General features: G+C 44.8%; 18 protein-coding genes. 8 read left to right on the top strand and 10 right to left on the bottom strand.

Translation table 11 applies throughout. The annotated features are described in order from the left end of the window. Positions 1–24 precede the first annotated feature (24 nt). Entirely contained in the window at positions 25–1,995 is a 1,971-nt protein-coding gene (locus R8O11_RS03655) for a replication initiator protein RctB domain-containing protein (protein WP_005374502.1), read from the bottom strand. 1,238 nt (positions 1,996–3,233) lie between these two features. Here R8O11_RS03655 and R8O11_RS03650 point away from each other — a divergent pair. From R8O11_RS03650 to R8O11_RS03635, 4 genes are all read left to right on the top strand, one after another. Continuing rightward, positions 3,234–4,451, top strand: coding sequence for an AAA family ATPase (locus R8O11_RS03650; protein WP_005374503.1), 1,218 nt, complete (start codon positions 3,234–3,236; stop codon positions 4,449–4,451). A gap of 7 nt (positions 4,452–4,458) precedes the next feature. Then, positions 4,459–5,433: a ParB/RepB/Spo0J family partition protein gene (locus R8O11_RS03645; RefSeq protein ID WP_005374504.1), complete on the top strand. Its 975-nt coding sequence runs from the start codon at positions 4,459–4,461 to the stop codon at positions 5,431–5,433. Between the two features lie 105 nt (positions 5,434–5,538). Next, positions 5,539–7,566 (top strand): tRNA(Met) cytidine acetyltransferase TmcA, encoded by a 2,028-nt coding sequence (locus R8O11_RS03640; protein ID WP_213895633.1) that lies wholly within the window; start codon positions 5,539–5,541, stop codon positions 7,564–7,566. Positions 7,567–7,817: 251 nt separating this feature from the next. Beyond that, positions 7,818–9,497, top strand: coding sequence for a DUF342 domain-containing protein (locus R8O11_RS03635; protein ID WP_064369548.1), 1,680 nt, complete (start codon positions 7,818–7,820; stop codon positions 9,495–9,497). Between the two features lie 55 nt (positions 9,498–9,552). Here R8O11_RS03635 and catC read toward each other — a convergent pair whose 3' ends face one another. Further along, complete coding sequence (gene catC, locus R8O11_RS03630) at positions 9,553–10,212, bottom strand: type C chloramphenicol O-acetyltransferase (RefSeq protein ID WP_318193921.1); 660 nt, start codon at positions 10,210–10,212, stop codon at positions 9,553–9,555. 88 nt (positions 10,213–10,300) lie between these two features. Between catC and R8O11_RS03625 the strand changes: the two genes are divergently transcribed. Further along, the gene (locus R8O11_RS03625) at positions 10,301–11,212 is read left to right on the top strand and encodes a LysR family transcriptional regulator (RefSeq protein ID WP_318193920.1); all 912 of its coding nucleotides are present in this window, start codon (positions 10,301–10,303) and stop codon (positions 11,210–11,212) included. Between the two features lie 208 nt (positions 11,213–11,420). On the opposite strand, the gene R8O11_RS03620 is transcribed toward R8O11_RS03625, so the two are convergent. From R8O11_RS03620 to murQ, 3 genes are all read right to left on the bottom strand, one after another. Then, complete coding sequence (locus tag R8O11_RS03620; RefSeq protein WP_033907247.1) at positions 11,421–12,476, bottom strand: porin; 1,056 nt, start codon at positions 12,474–12,476, stop codon at positions 11,421–11,423. 148 nt (positions 12,477–12,624) lie between these two features. Then, entirely contained in the window at positions 12,625–14,079 is a 1,455-nt protein-coding gene (murP, locus tag R8O11_RS03615; protein WP_033907248.1) for a PTS N-acetylmuramic acid transporter subunit IIBC, read from the bottom strand. A gap of 28 nt (positions 14,080–14,107) precedes the next feature. Beyond that, complete coding sequence (murQ, locus tag R8O11_RS03610; RefSeq protein ID WP_017635657.1) at positions 14,108–15,010, bottom strand: N-acetylmuramic acid 6-phosphate etherase; 903 nt, start codon at positions 15,008–15,010, stop codon at positions 14,108–14,110. A 242-nt stretch (positions 15,011–15,252) separates the two neighbouring features. Between murQ and R8O11_RS03605 the strand changes: the two genes are divergently transcribed. Continuing rightward, positions 15,253–16,104, top strand: coding sequence for a MurR/RpiR family transcriptional regulator (locus R8O11_RS03605; protein WP_033907250.1), 852 nt, complete (start codon positions 15,253–15,255; stop codon positions 16,102–16,104). A gap of 19 nt (positions 16,105–16,123) precedes the next feature. Here R8O11_RS03605 and mpaA read toward each other — a convergent pair whose 3' ends face one another. Beyond that, positions 16,124–16,834, bottom strand: coding sequence for a murein tripeptide amidase MpaA (gene mpaA, locus R8O11_RS03600; RefSeq protein WP_033907251.1), 711 nt, complete (start codon positions 16,832–16,834; stop codon positions 16,124–16,126). A 141-nt stretch (positions 16,835–16,975) separates the two neighbouring features. On the opposite strand from mpaA, the gene R8O11_RS03595 reads away from it, so the two are divergent. Next, entirely contained in the window at positions 16,976–18,601 is a 1,626-nt protein-coding gene (locus R8O11_RS03595; protein ID WP_005383575.1) for an ABC transporter substrate-binding protein, read from the top strand. Positions 18,602–18,664: 63 nt separating this feature from the next. Here R8O11_RS03595 and R8O11_RS03590 read toward each other — a convergent pair whose 3' ends face one another. After that, positions 18,665–19,249, bottom strand: a complete 585-nt coding sequence (locus R8O11_RS03590; RefSeq protein ID WP_033907253.1) for a flavodoxin family protein — start codon at positions 19,247–19,249, stop codon at positions 18,665–18,667. A 231-nt stretch (positions 19,250–19,480) separates the two neighbouring features. Between R8O11_RS03590 and R8O11_RS03585 the strand changes: the two genes are divergently transcribed. Further along, positions 19,481–19,819 carry a hypothetical protein gene (locus tag R8O11_RS03585; RefSeq protein ID WP_033907254.1) on the top strand — a complete coding sequence of 113 codons (339 nt, stop codon included), beginning with the start codon at positions 19,481–19,483 and terminating at the stop codon, positions 19,817–19,819. 301 nt (positions 19,820–20,120) lie between these two features. On the opposite strand, the gene R8O11_RS03580 is transcribed toward R8O11_RS03585, so the two are convergent. From R8O11_RS03580 to R8O11_RS03570, 3 genes are all read right to left on the bottom strand, one after another. Continuing rightward, positions 20,121–20,714 (bottom strand): mechanosensitive ion channel family protein, encoded by a 594-nt coding sequence (locus R8O11_RS03580; RefSeq protein ID WP_033906604.1) that lies wholly within the window; start codon positions 20,712–20,714, stop codon positions 20,121–20,123. Positions 20,715–21,207: 493 nt separating this feature from the next. Next, the gene (locus R8O11_RS03575) at positions 21,208–23,322 is read right to left on the bottom strand and encodes a type I secretion system permease/ATPase (RefSeq protein ID WP_005374556.1); all 2,115 of its coding nucleotides are present in this window, start codon (positions 23,320–23,322) and stop codon (positions 21,208–21,210) included. Positions 23,323–23,337: 15 nt separating this feature from the next. Further along, the gene (locus R8O11_RS03570; RefSeq protein WP_005383568.1) at positions 23,338–25,251 is read right to left on the bottom strand and encodes an EAL domain-containing protein; all 1,914 of its coding nucleotides are present in this window, start codon (positions 25,249–25,251) and stop codon (positions 23,338–23,340) included.

Genomic DNA, 25,251 nt, shown 5'->3' with positions numbered 1-25,251 from the left:
CTTGATACACATCAAGCGACACTTTTAAATCGCCATTTCATCCAAGGCACGAAATACCATTTCATCCATGTGACCATCGAAGATTTGACGACAAACTTTCCGACGCACCGCTAACCCCGCAATCAGTCGCTCGATGGTAAGATGCTTAACATCGTTCTGGGTGTTAAACAGCTCGACGGTTTTACTTAATGTCTCATAAGGAATCGGCTCATCCCCTACCCTTAGCCAATCGAGCTTCTCTATGTAATCTGAGCACTCTTCTTTGATTGAGGCATACGAGTGCCCTGTCATCGCAGACAAAGCCGTTATACTGCGTTCTAGAGCCTCTGGTGAGGTATATTTAGATAGAGTAATGGTGATCTCATCAGCATTGATCTCTACCAAATGTTTTCTTTGCTTCACGCGTCGCCCTAAATTTCCTCTTGGAGACGGTGCTTTGCGTTGAATGGGCTCAAATTCGCCGTCTATGATGCCTGAGAGCTCCTCAAGCTGCTGTCGGGTTACCATCTCATTACGAAGCGGGTTTGGCAGCGTAGGCGCCATGTTGCGCTTGCCTGCGTTGGTTGTACGAGCACGTGAGTAACGCAGTACCTCTTCGACGTCACATTTGATGTCGATCTGGTAATCCATCACTTTATCATTCTCGATCATAGTTTCGATCGTTAAGTGATAGCCCCATAAGTTCACCACAAAAAGATCGTCTGTCCCTTTGCCGTCTGACAAGCGTTTCAGCTCACGGATCAGATCCATGGAGAACCGACGCCATTCAATGTTACGTGCAAGCTTCTGATTTAACTCACTCAGTAGCATGCAATCCGTGTGACGACGAACCATGCGACTACGGAAGAAAGAGTACAGTTGAAACACCAACGTATGTTGTTTCAAGATCTCTGGCGGAAACAAGAAGAAATAATCGCGTGTTAACAGCTCTTCATAAAACGAAGGTTCCCAAACTAAAATATATAAGTTTGGCTTGATACGAATTTCACCATCGCTACCCTCCACTGGTGCCTCTTCAGAGGCTGTGATGGTTCGTGCAAGAAAACGAAAACGATCACTTTTGAAGCCCTCTGGCATGTTTTCACTTAGCCAACGTCCAGTAAGTTCATGGAGCTGAAAATCAGTGAATTCAATGCGATCAATGCTATCGCGAATGGAATCACGAGCTGGCCCACTGTCTTTTTTGCCTCTGAGCGACAAAATATCAGTGATGTATAGCGGCGTTTTGTTTGGTACGTGAGCCGCATCAAGCTGATACTGATCTTTGTGATGATCATGATACTGAACCGTTAACGTGAAGAGAGCGAACAGGGTCATGAGATCATCCACAGTCATGATATTTTTGGATGATCGCGTCTCGATAACGGCTTTTGTGCCAGAGATCGACACCATGGATTTCTGATAACTTTTTCGAGTTCTTGGTGGCGCAAGTGCTTGATCAATGATCCCAGCCCAATTTGTTGGAGATACAACAAATTGATCGGCTTCATCTTTCATCGTGGGAGGTGTGTTTAACCCGTGCTCATTCAACAAACGTTTGTTTACTTGAGTCTGAGCCAATGCTTTCGAACGTTTTTGTTTCTCGTTCTGGCGAACTTTGTCGGTAACAAGACTTGTTGCTCCCAACACAGATATAAGCTGATTGGGATTCACAAATTTATGTAGCATCGTTTTACCAGCAAGTCCCTCTTCAAAACGCACTGGAGTTTGAGTAAATAAACCAATATTTACTGCCGCGCGCAAACGTTGTTGCAGGGCTGCGCGTGTGAGTTGCCCATCTGTTGCTTCCACAATCTCAGTGGTTGAAACCAAACCATCCTTGCTGCTGAAGCCTCGTAATGAGATCAGATTAAGCAACTCTAAGATGCTTTTGGTCACCCCTTTGAAATGTTGGTACTGCTCTACCCAATCCGCAGAGGATTCATGTACCTCAAAAAGATGGCCATCTTTGTGGCTTCTCGGTGCTTTAATCAGAATTTTTTCATCAGCCGTCATTTTAGATCCAGATCACACTAGCCGTAGTTGTGCTATGGTTCCGAAGAATAAAGAAAAACAGATCATAAATAAAGAAAAAAGATTGTTTTTTAAATAACTGATCTTTTTGATTAATCTGATCTTAATTGATTATATGATCTAATGATCTGGCTTGAAATTTTTCGCTAAGCTTTTGTTCTATAAGACTATTGCTTCCATGTATTTCGGAACTATGATCATAAGAAGTCTGAAAGTATGATCAACAATAACCTGAAAGCATGATCATATTTATTCGTAAGCATGATCATTAAGGTTATGAAAAGATGATCAAAAGAGTCTTGAAACGATGATCATGATGTTTTTACAGGTTATCCACAGATGCAGTATTTAATAATGATCTTCACGATGATTATATCGTGCATTGGTGATGTTATTTATACTCGGATCGATGATCAAGAGCCAATATATCTATCGTTCTGGCGTCCATATTGATGAGATATCACTCATCTGATTAAAATACATTCAAGTCGCTCATATTTAGAAGTAAATCCTAGTCTCTGCTTATTTACAGGAAGCATGATCATGAGAGCGTGATTTATCATAGCAACTTGAGCAATTTCATTGTTCCGGCTTCTATACCGTCAATTTCTGCTCAATCCCCCATTCTGTCTGCACTCAACCGTAAATCAGAGAAGAAAACTCATGCTTCCGAGAGATTCTAAGGCTTGATCATATTTCCGATTAATGGATCTTATTTTATTTGAGTGTTTACACCGTACTCTGCTCTATTTTTCCATGATCATGCTTTCGGATTTGTTTATTAACACGGAAGCATGATCATAAGCATACCTTGATCATACTTCCATAGATGTTTCGCTGGAACTGCCCTATTTTGCTCGGAGACATGATCAAGGTGTTCAGGTCTTTATTGTTCCGATATTACTTACTATTTTTCGTTTAAATTAGGTTGGTCTAACATAATCCGTAATTTAGCTTAAGATTATAATCGTTCCGGTAGAAAATTGATTTACATTGTAAATGAGTGACGCTGTAACACTTTTTATTTTTAAGTTTAGGTGTCCACTTATGAGAAGATTATTTGATTAAAAATAGTTATCTTTTTGACCATAAATCATAAAAGCGTCGATTTGGGTGTTTTTTTATGTGATGGTAATTCAAAATGTTCGTGCACCTTTTTGTTGTTTTTGGTCTTTACTGCTGTACAATTGCAATTATAAATCCTTCCAACGGAATTTGGCATGAAAAGAGAAAAAACGATTGAAAACCTTCTTGAGTTAGCGGAGCTGACTCAGCAGGTTCAAGCTGACCGTATTGAAATTGTTTTAGAAGAGCGAAGCGATAACTACTTCCCACCAATGTCGAAAGCGATGATGGAAACCCGTTCTGGTCTAACTCGCCGTAAGCTCGACGACGCGATTGGTAAAATGGAAGCCGCTGGGCATCAATTTACCAAAAACAACGCGAATCATTATTCAATTACGTTAGAAGAAGCACACATGCTCATGGATGCGGCTGAAGTGCCTAAATTTCATGAGCGTAAAAAGAATTCAGGTAACAAACCTTGGATTATTAATGTGCAGAACCAAAAGGGCGGTACAGGTAAATCAATGACCGCGGTTCATTTAGCGGCATGTTTAGCGCTAAATTTGGATAAACGATACCGTATTTGTTTAATCGACTTAGACCCACAAGGCTCGCTACGTTTATTCCTCAACCCGCAAATCAGCATGGCAGAGCATGATAATATCTATTCTGCGGTAGACATTATGTTGGGTAACGTGCCTGATGGTGTGGAAATTGACAGTGAATTTTTACGTAAAAACGTATTGCTGCCAACGCAATATCCGAACTTAAAGTCGATTTCAGCGTTTCCAGAAGACGCGATGTTTAATGCGGAAGCATGGCAAACGCTATCTGAAGACCCATCACTCGATATCGTCCGTCTGCTGAAAGAGCAACTGATTGATAAAATTGCTGATGACTTCGATATCATTATGATTGATACCGGTCCACACGTTGACCCATTAGTATGGAATGCAATGTATGCATCAAATGCCTTGCTAATTCCTTGTGCCGCTAAGCGTCTGGACTGGGCTTCAACAGTAAACTTCTTCCAGCATTTGCCTACGGTATATGAAATGTTCCCGGAGGACTGGAATGGTCTTGAGTTTGTTCGCTTGATGCCAACCATGTTTGAGGACGACAATAAGAAGCAAGTTTCTGTTTTAACTGAAATGAACTATCTTCTAGGTGACCAAGTTATGATGGCTACTATTCCTCGTAGCCGTGCGTTTGAAACCTGTGCCGATACCTACAGCACAGTATTTGATCTGACAGTAAGCGATTTTGAAGGCGGTAAGAAGACACTAGCCACCGCGCAAGACGCTGTTCATAAAAGCGCACTGGAATTAGAGCGTGTGCTGCACTCTAATTGGCCGTCATTGAATCAGGGGTAATAAGTAAATGGCTTTGAAAACGTCTGAATTAAACGCGAAATTATTTGGCAAAACGAATAAGCGTCGTGTTGTGACTCCGCAAGAGGCGCAAACTGCGGCAAAAGAGAAAGCTCAAACGATTGAACTAGCAGTTGCAGGTGAAAATATTGTTCAGTTTGAACTTGTGCGTATTCCTGCAAATAAAGTTGCGACAGAAACAACAGTATTTGTTGATAACGCTCGTGAGCAATCGTTTTTAAACGAACATGCTTTATCTGATGTTTTGGTCACACTCAAAGAGCGTGGCCAACAATATCCAGCTGTGGGTCGTAGAACTGAAGATGGCAAGATCGAAGTTTTAGATGGTAGCCGTCGTCGCATGTCTTGTATCCTCGCTGAACAAGATTTTTTGGTTTATGTTGCTGACAACATCAATACTGACCATGCTAAGTTTTTGTCTGATGTGGCAAATGCTCACAAGCCGCTCTCTTTATACGAAAAAGGGAAAGAGATGCAAGCTAAGCTTGATAGTGGTGAAGCTGAGGATCAGAAAGCATTGGCAAAAATGTTCCAGTGCAGTGAAGCGTTGGTAAGTGGCGCTTTAAAAGCCGCAGCATTACCGTTAGAACTGCTTCAAGCGTATCCGAATGTTGGCGATCTCGGTCGCCCAACAATCGTGAAACTGCACAAACAGTTTTCAACGCTAACGCCAGAGCAACAGCAAGAGCTGTTAGATAAATGTCGCTCTAGCGAAGGATTCTTATGGCAGCGAAGCACAGCTCAAGGCGTTGCTCGTCTGACAAAAGAAGTCACGGAAAGCATCGAAAATTGGATTACTGAACTTGCACCAGCAAAACCTGGTAAGAAGACGGAAAAAGTCGACTTAGTTAAAGGTCGAGCAAGCTATAGCCGAAAAGGTAGCAGCCTGGCGTTGAACTTGAAGAAAGTTGACGACAGCTTAATGGAAGAGATTCTTGCGTTTGTACAAACCAAACTGCAATAACAAATGATGATTGAATCAACCGCCTCCGGGCGGTTTTTTTATATCTGAGAAGCGTCAAATTAAAGATGTGATACCATTACGTCAGTTCAACGTTGGATAGACAAAATGCAGACACAATCTGATTTCCTTTCATCACTTCAACATCAAGCTCACCAATCTTTCCAAAGGATTGGTGTTGTCATTCAAGGCGAGGCTTCTTGGCAAAATGCGTTGATGTCAGAGTTCCATAAAACGCAGCGCCATCAACGTTGGTTTTCTGTTGGTGATTTTGGTTTGAAAAACGTATCCAGTGTTTCGTCTAAACAAGGGCACATGTTGCTAGGCAGAGAGTGTGACGTTCTATTGTTTGATGCTCGAAATGGCTTTGACGCTAATAGTTTTACCGCCGCGCTTGGCTCATTGGTTGGCGGCGGTTTTCTTATTGTCATTACTGAGCTGCGACAAAATGCGAATTTTGCTCAGCAATGGATGCACAAACAATGGGAGAAGCTCGTTGTTATTGAGCAAGACAAACCATTGCCAACGGCTCCAGACATCAAGCAAGCAGAAAAAGAAAGCCACTACACGGAACAAGAACATGCCATTTCTCTAATTGAAAAGGTGGTGACAGGACATCGAAAGCGACCATTAATTTTGACCGCTGATCGTGGACGTGGAAAAACAAGTGCCCTCGGAATTGCGTGTGCGAACTTATTACAGCAGAAGCCGCTTAGAATCTTAATTACGGCACCATCTATAAAAGCCGTTGAGCCTGTTTACCAACATGCTTTACGTTTACTCCCTAGCGCACAGCGTATTAAGAAGGACAGATTAGAATCAGGGCAGGGAGCCATTCAATTTATTGCTCCAGATGAACTATTATTGAGTCGACCTGAATGTGATTTGTTACTTGTCGATGAAGCGGCTGCAATTCCAGTTCCTATGCTCAAAAGCATTACCGAACATTATCATCGACTCGTTTTTTCTACGACTATTCACGGTTATGAAGGTTGTGGCCGGGGCTTTACGATTAAATTTGTTGATTGGCTTCAGAAACAGCGTTCGGGAATGAAAACATGGCACATGACACAGCCCATCCGCTGGAGCATGAATGATGCGCTTGAATCATGGCTCTATGACGCGTTTTTGTTGGATGCGGAGTTAACGCACCATCAACTTAAACAGGTCGACTCAATTTCCCTTTCTAAAGCCGATAAGAAAAATTTGATATCGCAGCCTAGTTTGCTGCGTGAGTGCTTCGCTCTTTTGGTGAATGCTCATTATCAGACCTCGCCGAATGATTTGATTCACCTTTTGCAAGACGACAACAGTCAGCTCTATTTTGCTAAGCAAGATAATGCGGTTGTGGGGGTGATATTAGCGGTCGAAGAGGGGGGCCTTGACGATGAATTGATTGAAGAAATCCAGCTTGGTAAGCGTCGTCCTAAAGGACACTTAGCCCCAATTACGATTGCAAACCACCTAGGATTCCCGAATGTCGCGAATCTATCGACGCTGCGAGTCATGAGAATTGCTGTTCATCCGGAATTGCAAGGAAGAGGCATCGGTCAAAAAATGCTGCAGCAACTTGATCAAATGGCGGCTAAATACATTGCTTACTTATCCACGAGTTTCGGTGCGACGGAAGAGTTGGTCCATTTCTGGCTACAATCGAACTTCCGTGCAATTCGTTTAGGGTCAATGCGCGATGCTGCTAGCGGTTGTTATTCAGTCTTGATGGTCAAACCTTGTGATTCCCAACAGACGGCTTGGGTCGATGAATCTCAGGCGCTATTTGAAGAAATGTTGTCTAACAATGTGGCTGACGTCTATCCAAAATTAGAAGCCTCTATTTTTCGAGCTCTATTACCGCAACCTTTGGGAATGAGTCCACTTCATCCCGCTAAGTTATTACTAATTGAATGCTATGCTGATGGTGGTAACAGTTATGAGTCCGTGTCTGCTTGGCTTCAGCAGTGGTTACTTAACTTAGGTTTGAACTCCGCTTCCGACTTGATGATCAGTAAGCTTTTTCTTAACCGTAGTTGGACTGAATGTGCTCAGCAATTTGGTTTACCTGGAAGAAGGCAAGTTGAGCAGCAGTTAAGGGACGAAGTAAGACACATTTGGAACGATTTACACTGTAAACACTAAAGGGAAATTTACACTGTAAATGAAATTATTAGGAGCTGATTTTACACTGTAAATCCAGCTCCTTTTTATTTCGGCGTGTATTTTGATTGAGCTTTAGGTTAAATCGAAATGCTCTCTTAATATCTGTTTAACCGTTATTGATGGATTACTTTCTTTAGTGACGTGAGCCCTATAATAAGAAATGCGAGGTTTGTTCAGAAAACGGATTTGGGTAGACTGAAAGTGTTGATGGGAAGCAAAGTGGTAAGGGTATGTGGAAGCTGTGTCTTGAGTTATCTGAAGATAAGACCAAGGTGATAGCCCGTCTTCCGGGAGAAGTGGACCTCGGTGGTGAGCTAAATCAAAATGAATTAAACGAGCAGCTCGTCGCAATGAACGCTGAAAAGATGTTTGTTGTTGAGGGGGAAGTCGTGAGATTCATTAACTGCGCCAAAGAACGTAAAGCCGAGGCCTACGAAGGCATCGTCATTGCGGAAAAACGCAACGCGCAAGTTGAGGTTGAATTATCGAATAATGACATGCTCGCCAGTATGAACGTTGTCGGCGCGTACGGAGGCCGAGGTTTACGTGGCCCCGAGATTGTTCAAGCCCTTGCTCAAGCGCGAGTTTCGAAAGGCATCAACAAACTGGCTTTGAAGAAAGTGTTGGTTGTCAGCACTCAGCTCAAACCCGGCGAAACTTTTTCTCAACCTGTAGCGGTTGGTAAGCAACCTATCAAAGGCAAAGACGCTCTTTTTACTCCTCTTGTTAAAGACATCACCAAACGCATCCTCAAACCCAAAGACGGCCAATCTGCTAGCGACAAAATTGATTTACGTAACCTCGGTGAAACTATCGCGGTTGACGTAGGCGATGAGGTGATGCGCCGCACGCCTGCGACCAAAGGTACGCCTGGTTTTACTGTTCAAGGGCGAGTGATTCCTCCACAAGCCGGAAAAGACAGCCCAATGAAGCCAGGCAAGGGCACCGAGATAAGCAAGCAAGACCCAAACCTATTGATTGCATCGGTATCCGGTACGCCTCTGATTAAAGACAAAACCATCGAAGTTGATAACGCACTCTGCCTCAATAGCGTTGGCGTGAATACAGGCCACGTGAAATTCAAAGGGAATGTGATTATCGGTGGCAACATTGAATCTGGCATGATTGTTAAAGCGACGGGTTCTATTACTGTAGGCGGCTTCATTGAATCGGCTGACGTACAAGCGCAAGACGACATTCAAGTTGGTAAAGGGATCATTGGCCACACCGTGAGTGATGGCCAGCCAAAGAGTTGTCACGTCAAAGCCAAAGGTTCGATTCGTGCCAGCTACGCCCAATATTGTGATTTGCAAGCTGGCGAAGATATTGAGTTGGCGGTGCACAGCATGAATAACGATATTGTTTGTGGGCGCAATCTGACGGTGCTGGATGCGAACGGTAGGAACGGTACGCTCAGCGGCGGAGATGCAAAAGTCGGTGACAAAGTGGTGTGCTTACAATTGGGCGTAGAAGGCGACACCGCCACTAAGGTAGAAGCGTTCGCGCGCTATTCTGCATTTAAGGAGCGATTAGTTGAGCTCAAAGATCAATACAAACGCGCTCAAGAAGGCACGATGGATGTGATTCGTAAAGAGCTCGAATTTAAGAAACGTCCTAAAGCCGAACGTACCGACGAAGAACAAGCTCAGATTGACGTGATGAAAACACAAAACAACGAGCAGCTTGAAGCGATAAAGCAAAAGCTAGAACAAACGGAACATGACTTTGAAGTCGCGTTAGAAGAAAATATTGTCGAAGCCAAAGAGCGTGTCTTCACACGCGTGACGGTGCAGTTTGGCGACGAACAAGTAACGACAAAGCGCACTCATGGCGGTTGTTCGTTCCGTTTCAATCAATACGAAATTAAAGTCTCGGCGAACTTGGAAGAAGAGGACGTCGCTGCGGTTTAAGCTTTCTTACTCACTGAGCCCACACGTCGCAACAAGATGTGTGGGCTTTTTTTATCTACAAATCGACAATGTGCTCTTGATAGTAGTCCGCAAGCGCACCGACTTGGCTGCTACACATTACTTTCATTGCTTGTTTAATGTGTTCTATTGGCCAGTTCCACCATTGGATATTGAGTAGAGTTTCAATCTCTTTATCGCTGAATCGTTGACGGACGACTTGGTTGTTTCCAACCACTACCGAATAAGGTTGCACGTCTTTCGTCACTACGGTGCGTGCTCCGATGACGGCTCCGTCACCGATTTTTACTCCGGGCATGATCATCGCCTCGCTGCCAATCCAAACATCGTTCCCCACCACCGTGTCTCCGGCACGCTCGAAACCGTCTTGTACGCCTTCTCCGAAGTCTTCAGGAGAGAAGGGGAAGGTCGAAATCCAGTCAATGCGATGACCTTGGTTTCCTGCCATCATGAAGGTAGCTCCAGAAGCGATGGAACAAAACTTGCCAATGATTAATTTGTCGATGCTATCGGGTTCTCTACTTTGCCATTCTTGAAGTGTGACGGGGTCACCCAACAAGTAGCGTACCGCTTGCTCTTCGAAGCTTTTTTGATGATAGAAGCCCGAGTAATAGCTGTAATCGCCAACGATGATATTGGGATTAGTGATGTGATCTTTAATGACTTGACCTTTTAACCACGTGTCGAAAACACTCATAACTCATCCTTTCAAATTTAGGTTGTACAGAGTTTAGAGGCTTTCTATTATTTCCAGTAGTTTGATTTTAGAGATTCAGAATTACTGTATGGAAATAAAATGGCTCAGCTACGTACCACTTTACGTCGCTTTGTGTGAGGAACGAAGTATTGCTGGTGCAGCAAAGCGACTGAATTGTTCGAATGCGCATGTAAGTCGGCAACTTAAACAGCTTGAAGACATATTGTCGGTGCAGCTTATTCAGCGAACTACGCGCCAGTTTAATTTGACCTACGACGGTTTGCGGTTTTATCAGCAGGTAAAGCAACTGCTCGAAAGCGCTGAGCAGATCAATGAGCAAGTCATGGCAAACGAGATCGTATCGGGAAAATTGAGAATAGCGGCGTCCGCTTCTTTCGGAGCCGCGTTACTCAGCCAAACATTGATCGAGTTTCGATTGCAACATCCACAAGTGAGCGTCGAAGTGATCTTCACAGAGACACCTCTCGACTTGATTGAGGCTGGGTTTGATATCGCATTCTACTTTACCGATACTCCCCCAGAGGGATACGTCGGCCATCAGCTACGCACTTTACACTGTAAACCGATCGCTCATCGCTCGTATTTAGCTGATAAACCAAATGTAAGTACGCCAGAGGAGCTTGGTGACTTAGAGCACATCCTTTATAAAAGTCGCGACTTGGTGTTAGATAAGTGGACGTTTATGCATAAGCAAACTCAACAGCAGTGCAGCATTGAGTTAGAAAGTACGCTGAGTTTTAATCTTGTCCAGTCCATGTTGCATGCTACTTTGGCTGGCTGTGGTGTAGCCATGTTAGATGAATTTGCACTGGCTAAACTCGACCCTGCACAAAAAGAAAAACTCGTGAGTTTGCTGCCAGAATGGCAAACGGATGCGATTTTGCCGCTTTATCTGCTTTACCCAAAACGTGAGCACTTACCAAGAAGAACGCGAGCGTTCATTGATCACTTTAGGAACATATATTCTGTCGGCGAATAGCGACAACAAACTCAGCAACAATTGTGGAAGCAAAGGAATGCGAAAACACTGTCACCAGCTTCCCTGATGCAGGCGTGTTTGTTAAAACAGGTAACGAAGAAAACATATGGCGAGGGTGAGCTTCTTCAAATCAGCATTAAAGGCAATAACTACTGACCGGACACAGAAGAAGCTCATGGATTCAGCTAACTTACATTAAGTATCGTGCTTACAGCTCGTAACGTAGACCTAAGTGGTAGTAGCTTTCGTCTGCGTGCGCACCGCCAAACGAGACTTCTTGTCCATTGCTGTAGCCACGCGAGCCGTTACGATCAACGTAGTTTGTGTAGATAGAAGAACGAGGCGTCAGTTTGTATTGCACTTCTAGCGTTGTATCTTTCAGCTCTAGCTCGTCACCATCACTGTTTTCTAAAGAACGATAACCAGCACGCAGTACCCATTTGTCATTTACACTGTAAACCGCCGTTAGTTCCATCACTTTGTCGGTACTGGTTTGTGAGTAATAGCCCTCTAGTTCATCTTCCGAGTACAACGCACCCAACATCAAATCACCTAGGTAGTAACGCGTACCTGCGCCCCAGAATGTGTAATCGGTGTCGTTGCTTTCACGTGCATCACCTTTATTCTTCTGCATCGCTATCACTGGTGCCAAGGTACCCAAATTCCCCATGTCTAGCGTATAACGCAGTGCAGCGTTGTAACCGTAGTCGAGCTCAGAAGTGTTGTTTCCTAAAATGTACGCGACAGAAAAATCGACATTACCTAGGCTGTTTTGGTATTGCAGCGTGCCATCTTGACGGAAAACTTGCGTTGCGGTTTTGTCGACTTTATTCGCTTGGCGCGCCATAGAAACATCGGAAGAGGCGAACACATCACCAATGTCGGTAAACATAATCAACCCAGATGCCACGCGACCACCAGTAATGCGACCATAATCTTTCGCATCAATACCTGCCCATACATAACGTGCGGTCAGAGACGGTTTGTCGTTTACTTGGTTTGCGTATTCAGCGGCACCCACTTGGTATTGCGCTTGGCCGATGATCGACGCGTACTCGTTGATGGTTTGTGAACCGTTTAAACCAATACGGCCATCAAACTCGCCATTTGCATCGCCATGCTCATCATTTTTACTGGTGACATTGAAACCAAGACGAGAGTAAATATTTAAAACTGACCCATCTTCCGCTTGATACAGCTGCGCTGCCATTGCGTTTGATGCCATCAATGTAGGGAGAAGTAGAGCCAAAATGTGCTTTTTCATGATTAACGACCTTTCATTTCTATTGTTTTAGGTACGACAAAGCCCCTTCCGAGTAACGGAATAAGAAAAATTGTCGTGAAGTAGAGAGAGGGTGCGCCCTTGTTTGCCAAGGACGCGAGCTAGTCCATTCCTATAGGGGAAGAATGATTTAGCTTAAATCGACGTCTTTGCAGCCAAAGAAGTAAGTCGCGAGGAAGCCGACGATGTAAGAGATAAGCAGGCCAGCAACAAACACCATCATTCCCGGGAAGATGCCATTTTCTGATGTCATGAGAGGAATCGCCACGATACCGGACGGGCCAAACACCGTATTAAGACCAACTGGTAAGCCAAGGTAAGAAACTAAACCGATAAAGAAGCCGCCCGCAGCGCCGCCAATACAAGCGGTAACGAATGGTTTTACGCGTGGTAATGTCACGCCGTAAATCAATGGTTCGCCAATGCCTAGAAGGCCAGGAATAATAGCGCCTTTAACTTGAGTGCGCAGTAGAGCGTCTTTTTTGGCTTTGAAATACAGCGCCATTGACGCGCCAACCTGACCGCCACCAGCCATCGCCAGGATAGGGAATAGCGAGTTAAAGCCCTGTGCTTCCATCAATGCAAAGTACACTGGAACAAAACCCTGGTGGATGCCAAATACCACAGAAATTAAGAACAAACCTGCCAAGATTGCAGCGCCTAATGGGTTATCGTTCAAGTTGAGGAACAACCAAGACATCCCTTTAAACAGCTCGCCGCCGATTGGCATGATGATCAAGAAGGTTACCGCACCCATGATCAACAGAGTGATAACGGACGTTAAGATCATGTCCAGATCATCTGGCATGTGTTGACGAACCTTACGCTCGACTTGCGCACCGATGATCGCCGCCAAAAGTACGCCGATAATGTTGCCGCGCGGATCAATCGCAAAGCCGAAAAACTCGTTCATGCCAGAGTAAATGCCGGATGTCGCCTCTGGGTTGTAACCCAGCACAAACAAAGAGGCGAGAATGGCACCATTAACACCAGAGCCGCCAAATGCTTGCTGCGCGTTGCAACCAATCAGAATACTTAGGAAAGCAAAAAGACCCTTACCAAAGACTTTCATGTAGGCGATCAAATCCAACATAAACTGGCTTGGTGTCTGGTCGAGAACAAACATCTGTTCCAATAACGTCGCAAAACCTAGCAACAAACCAGCGGCAATAAAGCCTGGGATCAACGGCGTAAAGATAGTGGCAAACTTGCTTAAAAAACGCTGAACCGCACTGGTTTGCTTACTCTTCATCTGTTTTTTCTGCTCGGCTGCGACGGCAGAAAGATCTTGTTGCGGCATATCTGCTTCTTCACTGTCACCAGAGGTTAAGCTGTCGATCAATTGATTCATCATCTCAGCCGCTTGTTGAGCTTTTCCGGGACCGAGAATGATCTGAAACTGCTCATCGCTTTCCACCACACCCATTACGCCGGGAATTTGCTTGATAACTGATTGATCAGCCAAGCCATTGTTGGCGAGCGATAAACGCAAACGCGTCATACAGTTACCACATTTGCTTACGTTGCTACTGCCACCCACTGCGGACAGCAACTGCGATACTGTGTTTGAAGTTATTTTTGCCATAGGGTCTATCCTTCAGAACTCGGATTATTTAGTTATTATTTAGTGCTGCGCGAATAAAGCCGTTGTGCGCGGCGAGGCGTGATTTGGCTTGTTCGGCATCCAAATCGGCCAAAATCATTAAGATGGCGGTTTTGCAGTGGCGACCGCAGGCATTTAATGCTCGCTCTGCTTCTTCTTTTGATGCGTCGGTTGCTTCCACAACAATGTTGGTTTGGCGTTGTATGAGCTTGGCGTTAGTGGCTTCTACATCCACCATTAAGTTGCCAAATACCTTACCGCTACGAATCATTGCGCCTGTCGTGAGCATGTTTAGCACCAGTTTTTGTGCGGTGCCAGCTTTCATGCGAGAAGATCCAGTGACAACCTCTGCGCCAACTATCGGCAGAATCGCGATGTCGGCCGCTTCTGCCATGGCACATTCTGGATTACAGGCGATAGATGCGGTCGTGGCTCCGATGGATTTAGCGTAGTCCAAACCACCTAGTACATAAGGTGTACGGCCACTCGCTGCAATGCCTACAACCACGTCATGCTTGGTGAGGTGAAGTGCTTTTAAGTCGTCTTGACCCATTTTCGCGTTGTCTTCTGCGTTTTCTACCGCTTTTAAAATCGCTTGATGTCCACCAGCAATTAAGCCAATCACCATATCTGGATGCGTGCCGTAGGTAGGAGGACACTCGCTTGCATCAAGAATGCCTAAGCGACCTGACGTACCAGCTCCCATGTAAATTAAACGGCCACCATTTGCAAAAGCTTGGGTAATTGCGTCAACTGTCTCTGCAATTTGTGGTAGCACCGCTTTTACCGCGAGCGGGACTTTTTGATCCTCTTCATTAATGACTTGCAGCATCTCGATTGTCGAAAGCGTATCGATCTCGGCACTGGCTGGGTTACGGCTTTCTGTCACCAATCTGCTTAAATCAATTTTCATGTTTTGCACTCTTTGTAATGTTCAATCTGAGGGCGATTTTATGGAATAAAATATTCAGGTTTGGTGATAAAAATCACACTTGAGGTTATTCTTTATGCAGGAGAAATTTGGAATAATGAGAGAAAATATACGTCTATTACATCCGGGATTAACTGTCTTGGTTAGAATAATCAGGGGGTTAAATCAAACGCCTATTATTTCTGTTTTGGAATAATTTATTTAAATTTTTTGAGGTTTTTGTTGTGTCAGTTATCAATAAGATAGTCGCGAGGCGTACTCAGCTTTCGCAAAGTGGTCGTTTGGTCGGCGATTGGATTGTTGAAAACGCAGAAAAGGCGGCGCTGCTCACCAGCCAAGAACTTGCGGCGCAAGTAAAAGTGAGTCAATCGAGCATTGTGAAATTTACTCAGCGTATCGGCTTTAAAGGTTACAGCGAGTTTAAGTTAGCTCTGAATGAAGAGATTGGCCGTAAGCATGCGATGCAGTCGACACCGCTGCACAGTGATATTTTGGCTGACGACCCCATTGCGGTAATTTCACAGAAACTGGTGAAAGCGAAAACCGACGCTATGTTTCAAACTACCAATACGCTGTCTTACGAAGCGTGTCACCAAGCGGTGAAATGGTTGAGTGAAGCGCGTCGAGTGCAAGTGGTCGGGATTGGGGGCTCTGCACTGACCGCGAAGGATTTAAGCTTTAAACTGCTTAAACTTGGTATTACGGCGCTTTCTGAACAAGACAGCCACGTGCAGATTGCTGTTGCCCGCACGCTCTCTCCAGAAGATGTTCAGATCGCTATCTCGTTTTCGGGTGAGCGCAAAGAAATTCTCGTCGCGGCAGAAGCGGCAAAAGAGCAGGGCGCGAAGGTGATTGCGTTATCTGCGCCTGGAAGAAGTCGCTTGCGCGGTATTGCCGATATTACGTTTGATACGATTGCCAATGAAACGGAACATCGCAGCTCATCCATTGCTTCGCGTACCGCGCAAAACGTGATCACCGATTTGCTGTTTATCATCTTGGTTCAGCAAAGAGACGACAGTGCCCGTCAGTTGATCAGCGATATCAGTACCGACATCAAACAGATCCTCACATGATCGCTTGTTTAACAGCGGACTAGAGATCCGGATCGTGCCTCAGCAAAGCAATAAAAGCAGAGAGATGTTTTTCAATGGTGAGATCGGCAGAAATCGCTGGTAACTCCAACGTGATGCAAGGTAAATCACGTTCACTACACCAAGTGCCGAATGAGCCGGGTGTTTCGTAGTCGATATCGTCAACGATTGGCAGTTGGAACTGTTCGCCGAGCCATTTGGCAAGGTCGGAATGTTTGGGATCATCCACAAAAGCAAGCGGTTCATGAAACGACACCACAAACTTTGGCTTGCGCAGTTCAATCAAGTTAATTAATGCGCTAACTTCAGGCTCTAGTTGGTTTTTAGTGCCAGTTTTCACCTGTACGTCTCGAACGGGTGTGTGAGAGCTCCATCGATACACTGTGCCATGCTCAGTCCAATTTTGGGTTGGAAACGCGCGATTGAGATCCACTTGGTTTGCATTTGCGCGTGTGCCTAGTTGGTTGCCGTCAGGATTCATTGACAGAATCACATCATGTCGTAAGTTTTCAGCAGGCAAGCTTCTTAGCGCGCAGGACAAACCTGCAATCGAGGCCGTCTCGTCCCCGTGAGTGCCTGCCAAAATCAAACCTCGCGAAGCACTTTCGACTTGAGCCGGAAAATACAGTAATGGCGCACCAAGCACGGATTGACCGTATGATGTTGGCCGAATTAAAAATGCCGCTCTTTCCGTTCTTGGAATTAGACTCACCGTAATCTCCTGATTGATGAAGTAGTATCAATATCTAAGCTAATTACACCTAGCTAAACTGAACCGTTTAAACTCGTCAACGGTTGAAATGTTAATTGTGGCACTTGCTTCACAAGACGCGTTAGGAGAACGAAAAACGATATGGATTTTAAAAAACATTCAACGGCGTTGCTGATTTCCTCTTTATTCACCCCTTTTCTTGCTACATCAGTTGCTGCGGAGACCTTACCTAAAGACATTCAACTTGCCGCAGAACAGCATTTAGTACGTGCGAATGACGCAGAGGCGGCGACGCTTGACCCAGCGAAAGCCGAAGGTCTGCCAGAAATGCATGTGATTCGTGACTTATTTGAAGGGCTTGTGATTCAAGATCGTGACGGAAACATTATTCCCGGTGTGGCAGAATCATGGGAAACCAACGACAACCAAACCTTTACTTTTCACTTGCGCAAAGACGCGAAATGGTCGAATGGCGAGCCTGTGACAGCGGATGATTTTGTCTATTCACTGCGCCGAGCGGTGGACCCGAAGACCGCTTCTCCAAATGTTTGGTATCTCAAACTCACCAAGATCAAAAACATCGCCGATGTAGCAGAGGGCAAAAAGCCTTTGGACGATCTCGGTATCAAGGCAGTGGATAAATACACCCTACGTTTTGAGTTGGACAGTCAAGTGCCGTACTTTGTTGCTATGACTGGGCACACGTCCATGATGCCAGTGCATCAAGCGACAGTGGAAAACCGCGACAAGCCGTGGAGCGATCCAGACCAATTTGTTAGCAACGGTGCATTCACATTGGATAAGTGGGTCGTGAATGAGCGCATTGAACTGGTTAAGAGTCCAAGTTACTGGGACAGCGCAGATACGCATCTAAACAGAGTGACTTACATTCCGTTTGAAAACCAAAACGCGTCGATCAATCGTTATGCGGCAGGAGAGTTGGATATCACGTCCGATGTGCCGACTCATATGGCGCAGAAGCTTAAACAAGATTACAAGCAGGCTTACACGGTGGTGCCATTACTGTGCACGTATTACTACGCGTTCAATACCACTCGTCCGCCATTTGATGATGCGCGAGTGCGTCAAGCGGTGTCGTACTCCATCATGCGTGATGTGATTACGAATGGTGTCACGCAAGTGGGCAACCTTCCTGCGTATACCTTTGCGCATCAGTACACTGCCGGTTTTGATGCGACGCCCCCTGAGTATAGTAAGTGGAGTCAGCAACAACGTGACGAGAAAGCGCGTCAGTTGTTAAAAGAAGCGGGTTACAGCAAAGACAAGCCGCTCGATTTTAAATTGCTGTACAACACCAGTGAGGCAAACAAATCGATCGCGGTTGCGATAGCGTCGATGCTACAAAAAAATCTCGGTGCAAACGTGGAGTTAGAAAACCAAGAGTGGAAGTCGTACTTAGTGGCGCGTAAACAAGGCAATTTCGATGTGATGCGTGCTTCCTGGTGCGGTGATTACAATGAAGCGTCTACTTTCCTGAGCTTACTTCGCTCAGGTTCTTCGGGTAACTTTGCACGTTACAGCAATGCAGCGTACGACAATGCGATGAACAGTGCATTGGCTGCAACCGATGAGAAAGCGCGCCAAGGATTTTACGACCAAGCTGAACGGTTGCTGGCGGCAGATATGCCCATTGCGCCAATCTATTATTACATGCAAGCGCGTTTGGTTCGTCCAACCGTGGGTGGCTTTGCAAAAAACAACGTAGAAGGGCGCATTTACTCGAAAGATCTCTACATCAAGAAGTAGCGCTCAAAACAAGCGATAAATACGAAGCCCCGAAGATGTGTCTTACGGGGCTTCTTTTTATTGTTAGCGAGCGGAGAGCTTGTCCACTAGCATTGCGATTCGTTTGCCAAGATACTCCGCCGTTGCAACATCAGAGGCATGCAACTGACCACCTTCACCACCTTGTGCAACAATACCACCTTGTACACCATAACGATTCAGGTTTTGCTCCCCAGAATTGCTGATCTTATCCAACCCGATCCACATCATGCCGTGTTGGTTAGCGAGCGTTTGTAGATATTGTAATGTGCAAGATTGGTCGCCATTCATTGCTCCACCACTGGTAAAGCCAGCCGCGATTTTGCCCGCCCATTTTTGGTAATACCAAGATTCACTGCTTGCATCGGCAAATGCTTTAAACTGCGCTGCTACACCGCCCATATAGGTCGGTGAGCCAAAGATAATCGCATCACACTCAGCAAGTTCATCCATTAGTTTAGGGTTCACAAAACGTCCCTCAATAATCTCACTGCCTTCAATTCGGTGAGAGAGGATTTCACATTCATCTTGCTGCTTAATGCCTTGTTGTTCAACGCCTGTGGCAATCGCGCGAGCAAGCTGACCAGTAACGTCGGTTTTAGAGAAATAAATAATCGCAATTTTGGACACAATGGTTCCTTTTTTCATTGTTGATTTTTAATCGTGCGACTAAGGCTAAAACCTCAAGCTAAGTTGAGGTCAAGAAGAGATTTGAGATAGATAAAGTACGAATTGGTATCTAAAGAGCTTTCTTATAGGGTAAGTCGACGGCATAACTACAGTGAATGCAATGACGATGAATGTCGTTTATAAAAGCGTTAAAGGAAGATCTTAAAGATGTAGAAAACTCTCTTGGAAACAATGATAAAGGTACTGATGCTAGTGATGATTAATAGGCGGAAAAATAGATTAAAATATGTAAACTCAGACCTGATCCAAGGCGGGAAAAGTACATTTCATCGTTTCTTAAGGCGAGGGATTATTATCATTATGGTAGGAGGCCTTTCTACAGCCTCTTCCACGGTATTTGCACACTTTATAGCGGGGGTGTTTGATGTGGATATGAATGTTCATCCAGAGAGCTTAGAAGAAAAAGTGCATGCACTACTTTTTGTTTCGTTCAGTCTTGTTTTTTACCTCTTTTATGCCCTTATCTCGCTAAATATTAGTGGGTGGCTCATAATGAAGCTAAAAATATAAGCCTAACTAAAACCATGTCCTTGTATTTTAAGGAAGATGGAACTAGTGACGATTTTTTCTTTGCTTGCACCATCTCTATTTTTTGTATTTATTTAAGGTTCGTAAAGAAGAAGCTTACTTTGGTTAAAGTGGCGCTTTTGGTTTCGGCGGTGTGTCATGTGTTTATCATGAAAGAATACAGCGGTGACCTTTCAGTTTATGCGTTTTGTCTCTTCACTGTTGTTCTCCATTAACTTTGGGTTATTTGTGACTACCAAGTGATATTAAAAAGCCGATGTAGATACATCGGCTTTTTAGTGGGTTATTTCTTTCTGCGAGTATAAATTCGAGATTTGGCTTTACTTGGCTCTGGCTTGTTTTTCGCCAGCTTTAGTACCGCTTTTTGCAAAATCTGGTTGTTTGGGTAAGTGATCAAGTTTCCGTTGTCGTGCTTAATTAACACGTGAAACATACTGATTTCTTGAATCTCACCGCAGATGTCTTCATCTTTGTCTACGACTTTAATTCGGTCACCCACTCGGTACGGGAAGACAAAAAAGATCAAAAAGCTGGCAGTGATGTTGCTCAGAATTGACCACTGCGCAATAAACGCCACACCTAATACGGCAAAAATGGACGATAGGAACAAAGACACATCGCCATAGCCAATACCTGTGATAATGGCAAAAATAGAGGCGGTCAAAAATAGCAGCGCGACATTGAAACAGCGCTGAATAAAACTCAAACGAGCCTTTTTTACACCTTTCGCTGTTGCCAAATTTAGGATGGCTCTATTTACAATCCTCTTCAGGATGCGATACGCGATCAGGACAAAAATGCCCATCAATAGTTTGTAACCGAGGGAGCCCGTAGTGAAATACTGGCTCACTTGCTCTAATTGGATCCAATCATTCATTTCTTCATCTCGACGATATCTAGAAAGCGGCTTTTATAGCTGATTTTTTGCTGTAAGTAATCACAATTTTTCTTTACACCATTTGTCTCTGTGTTGAGGTTCCACAGAGTGCTATATAAGTTAATCAAAGACTTAGTGAGTATTACAAACTCTTTGGCTTTATTACTTATATTCAACCAAAGCTGACGTGATTTTGAAAAGAGCAATCTTTGAGCTGTATCCCATATCCGACATTCTATGACGCTAGTTCCTTATAAACGAGCTGAATATGACTTTTGTCCTGATAACCTAAGGTGTATTAATTGAAATAGCTTTTAGGGCGTTGAAAAATGGAAGAAGATGAAAAGGCGATTATGATTTTATTCGTGATTGTTGGCCTTGTACTCGTTTGGGTCGCGCTTGAAGAACTTAATTATCTCGGGCTCCCAATAAAATAAGCCCCGTTAAACACAAGTTAAACGGGGCCCTTGTTTTTTATCAATGTGAATTCAGGCTAGCTAACCGCACGCACTTTGCCTTGTTTCAAATCGTTCAGCACTTGCGCTTTAGGGCCATCTGCGATGATGCTGCCTTTCTCCATCACAATTACGCGATCAACGATGTCGAGCATAGACGTTTTATGCGTAATCAGAATCAGCGTTTCACTAGGTTTCAACTGTGCTAATTGATGTTTAATGTGCATCTCTGAGCGATTATCCATCGCACTGGTTGGTTCATCCATGAGTAGAACAGGAGGACGACCCAAAAATGCACGAGCGATCGTGACTGCTTGACGTTGACCACCCGAAAGCATTGCACCGCCTTCACCAACTTGGCGTTCTAAGCCCGCTGGGTCAGATTGCGTAAACGCAGTAACACCGGCACGATTCGCTGCGTCTAGTACGTCACGGTCATCGGTTAATGGGCGACCTAGCGTAATGTTGTCGCGGATAGAACCAAAGAACAGATTCGAATCTTGCGGCACACAACCAATATTACGGCGAATGTCGACATGATGCAGTTGTGCGATGTCGGTATCATCAATGCGAACATGACCTTCCGTCGGCTGATACAAGCCCATGATGAGACGCTCTAACGTGGTTTTACCCGAACCGATACGGCCTATGATCGCTACTTTTTCGCCTGGGTTAATGGTCAAGCTCAAATCTCGAATCGACGCCACCGGTGAATCTGGGTAGTGGAAGGTCACGCGTTCAAGTTCAATTTTGCCTTGTACTATTGGACGGTGAATGTAACGTTTACCTTCTTCTTGTTCATCCGGCATTTCCATGACTTGATTGATAATTGTCATAGAAGACTTCGCTTGGTTGTAGCGCGTAGAGAGTAAGGATAACTGAACCAAAGGACCAATCGCGCGGCCGCTAAGCATGGTTGCGGCAATCAAACCACCCATGGTTAAGTCGCCCTCTGCAATCAAGTAAACGCCTAGGATGATCATCCCTACGTTACTACTTTGCTGCACAAAACCTGCTGCGTTTTGAATGCTATCCGTAATTCGGCGGCTTTTTATATTCCAGTTCGCCATGTGCGCAACTGCCTCTTCCCAGCGGTATTGGAATTGGCTTTGCGCACTGAGCATTTTTACGGTTTCTAACCCAGCCAAGCTCTCTATCAAATTGGCATATTTTTGCGATGCTAGGCGTGAACCCTCCTCAATGGAGCGGCGCAGCGGCCCTTGTATCAGTAGCGAGTGAATAATCAAAATGACCACGCCCACCATCGGTACATACACAAGATCGCCAGCCATTAGCCATATAATCACTAAGAACAAAATGGCAAAAGGCAAATCAATGAGAGCACTGACGGTCGCTGAAGTAAAAAACTCTCGAATAGATTCGAATTCTTGTAAATGGCGAGCGAAGGCACCGACCGAAGGCGGCTTCGATTCCATTCTAATCCCCATCACTTTGCTGAACAGTTTGGATGAAATCAGAATGTCAGACTTCTTGCCCGCCACATCAATGAAGTAATTTCTCAGCGACTTGAGAATGAAGTCGAACAGGAACACGACAAAGATGCCGCTTGCTAGTACCCATAGGGTTTCAAACGCAAGATTCGGAACCACTTTGTCGTACACCAAGCGAGTGAATAGCGGAGCGGCAACCGCAAAGAGGTTGATGAGAAGTGATGCGATTAAAACATCACGGTAGATGCGTTTTGACTGCCACAAGGTTGACCAGAACCAGTGGCCTTCGTTGGTTTTGAGCACTTCGGGAGAACGCTCATCGAAACGGAATTGCTTTTTAACTAAAAAGTACCGACCAGTGTATTGCTCAAGTAGGTCTTCTAATGGAATAGAGATCGGCACCATTCCACTTTCTAGGGTGGTGACTTCGGCCTCGCGTTTCTCCATATTGATGCTGTTGAGAACGCAAGAGTCTCCGCCTTTAAGAACTAAGATTGCCGGCAGAATTAGGCTGGAGATGCTCTCCAGCTCTGCGCGGTTTTCCTTGGCAACCAATCCGGCCCTTTCCGCTGCTCTTGGTAGCAAAAATGGGGTCAGTTTACCGTCAGATAGCGGTAGTCCGTTGACTAGCGCTTCTGGCGAGTTAGCTAACCCATAGTAACGGCTAACGTAGATGAGCGAATTCAGTAAAGGGTCTTTCATCGTTGATAAACCTTTTTATTCCTTGTCGACGATGAATCCTTGGAATACCTCAACAAAATGTTCAGTGAGGAAGTCCAACTGGATTTGAGTTTCGATACGCGATGCGATAGTCGTAATACCAAGGTTGTGGGCAGTACGAGATATCGACGTTAGCGTGAATTTCTGTTTTTCGTCGTGCAAGTTGTGTGTGAATAGGTAATCGAGCTTCACATAGTTCGGGCGGAACTCTTGGATGTATTCCAAAGATTGGAAGTTACGTCCGTAGTTATCTACGCCGAACTCAGCACCTGATTGGCGAATGGCATTACATAACAGTGCTGTGTGGTGAGGCTGATCGATAAAGCATTCCTCTGGAATTTCAAAATGTAGCTTAGAGGCCACTTTGGCGTGTTTTTCCAGCATGCTAGTTGTCCAGCGAATAAACGATGGTTGAGATAAGCTGCTTTGCGCGATGTTAATCGCGACTGGGTCATTAAGTTCACCACTTTCTAGCATCTTAATCATTGATTCAATGACATACTGGTCAAAGATGTTGGTGGCGTCTAACTGTTCTAGTGCGAATAGGTATTGATTCGCACGATACGTTTCACCATCTTTTTCGATGCTTGAAAATACTTCGTTGTGGAATACTTTACCCCATGTGTTTTTCGCAGCTTGGAAACGGAATTTAACCCAATCACTATGAATGGCTTCTTCAACCAACGCTTTCCATTGCTGTTTACCCATCAAACTAGAAGGTGTATCACTGCCAATGAAGCCGTATGGCTTGTCTGGTTGCGCTTTGGCTTTCGATAGTGCGTTGTCCACCATCGAGAGGATTTCAGAGCGCGTTTTCTGATCTTTGCTGTGTGCAACCCCTAGTGACGCTTTAGGTTTTGCTAAGCCTGTTGGGTCAGTATTTAGGCCGTTAACACAATTGACGATGCTGTCCGATAAAATGCGTAACTCGCTCTCATCCATATGAGGGAAAAGCAAGCCGAACTCATCACTAGACAAGCGAGCAATAGTGGCACCCGGTACATCAATGGTGTTTTTCAAACGTTGAGACAGTTCTTTAACGTGGGCATCTGCGCGTTGGTAATCTTTGGTCTCGTAAATGTCCCCAATGTATTCAGCATGGAGTAGCGCGATACCCCCTTGCGTTTGCTCTGCAAGCCATTGGTCGATTTGGTTGATGTAGAATGAGCGGTTACCCAATTTAGATATAGGATCGAGGTAAGCCTGAGCACGCAGACGTTGCGCCTCTTTGGCTTGCTCTTTGAATGATAGCTCGATTTGAGCAGACATCATGTTAATGCCATCTACCACCGCGATAAGATCTTTGGTTCTTGGACGAGCAAGCGGTTCACCAAATTGGTTATTCGCGATTTCATGCATTTTATTTACGATGGCCGTTAATGGTTTTAGCGAGCGACGTAGGATGTATGAAATTGCCACTAAACCAGCTAGAAAAATGACACTGAATACAGACAGCAAGCCAATAAAACCTTGCCAGAGCTGCTCGTAAGCTGCGCCTGGGTGGCTAATGATTTCTACTTCGGCGAGCTGCATCCAACCACTGGTCACAACACGCTTATCGTGAATCGCTTTAAATAGATTCATGTCGATAAACCATTGTGGCACCGTACTTGGTTTAACTGGGTAAGTACGCACGATCTGGTAGTCAGAATCTAATGCTGTAAGACGAACAACTGAGTAGGTGCTGCCGTCAAATAGAGCATTAATCACGGACTCAACCGCGACTTTATCTTTGTCCTTTAGGTAAGGAGCCAATGCCAAACCTACGGTGTTAATAGTGTTGTTGACCTCTGAACGTTGCTGTTGCTCCAAGCTGTCTCGAGTCGTGTTGAATTGGATTACGAATACTGATGCCAACAAGAGTATAAAGACCGTAACCATCCCCACCACAAGCTTCTTATATAGGGTCAT

The sequence above is a fragment of the Vibrio sp. 1288 genome, from assembly GCF_033344475.1.
Note: the sequence above shows the minus strand (reverse complement) of the source record. Positions and strands in the feature narration are given on the sequence as shown.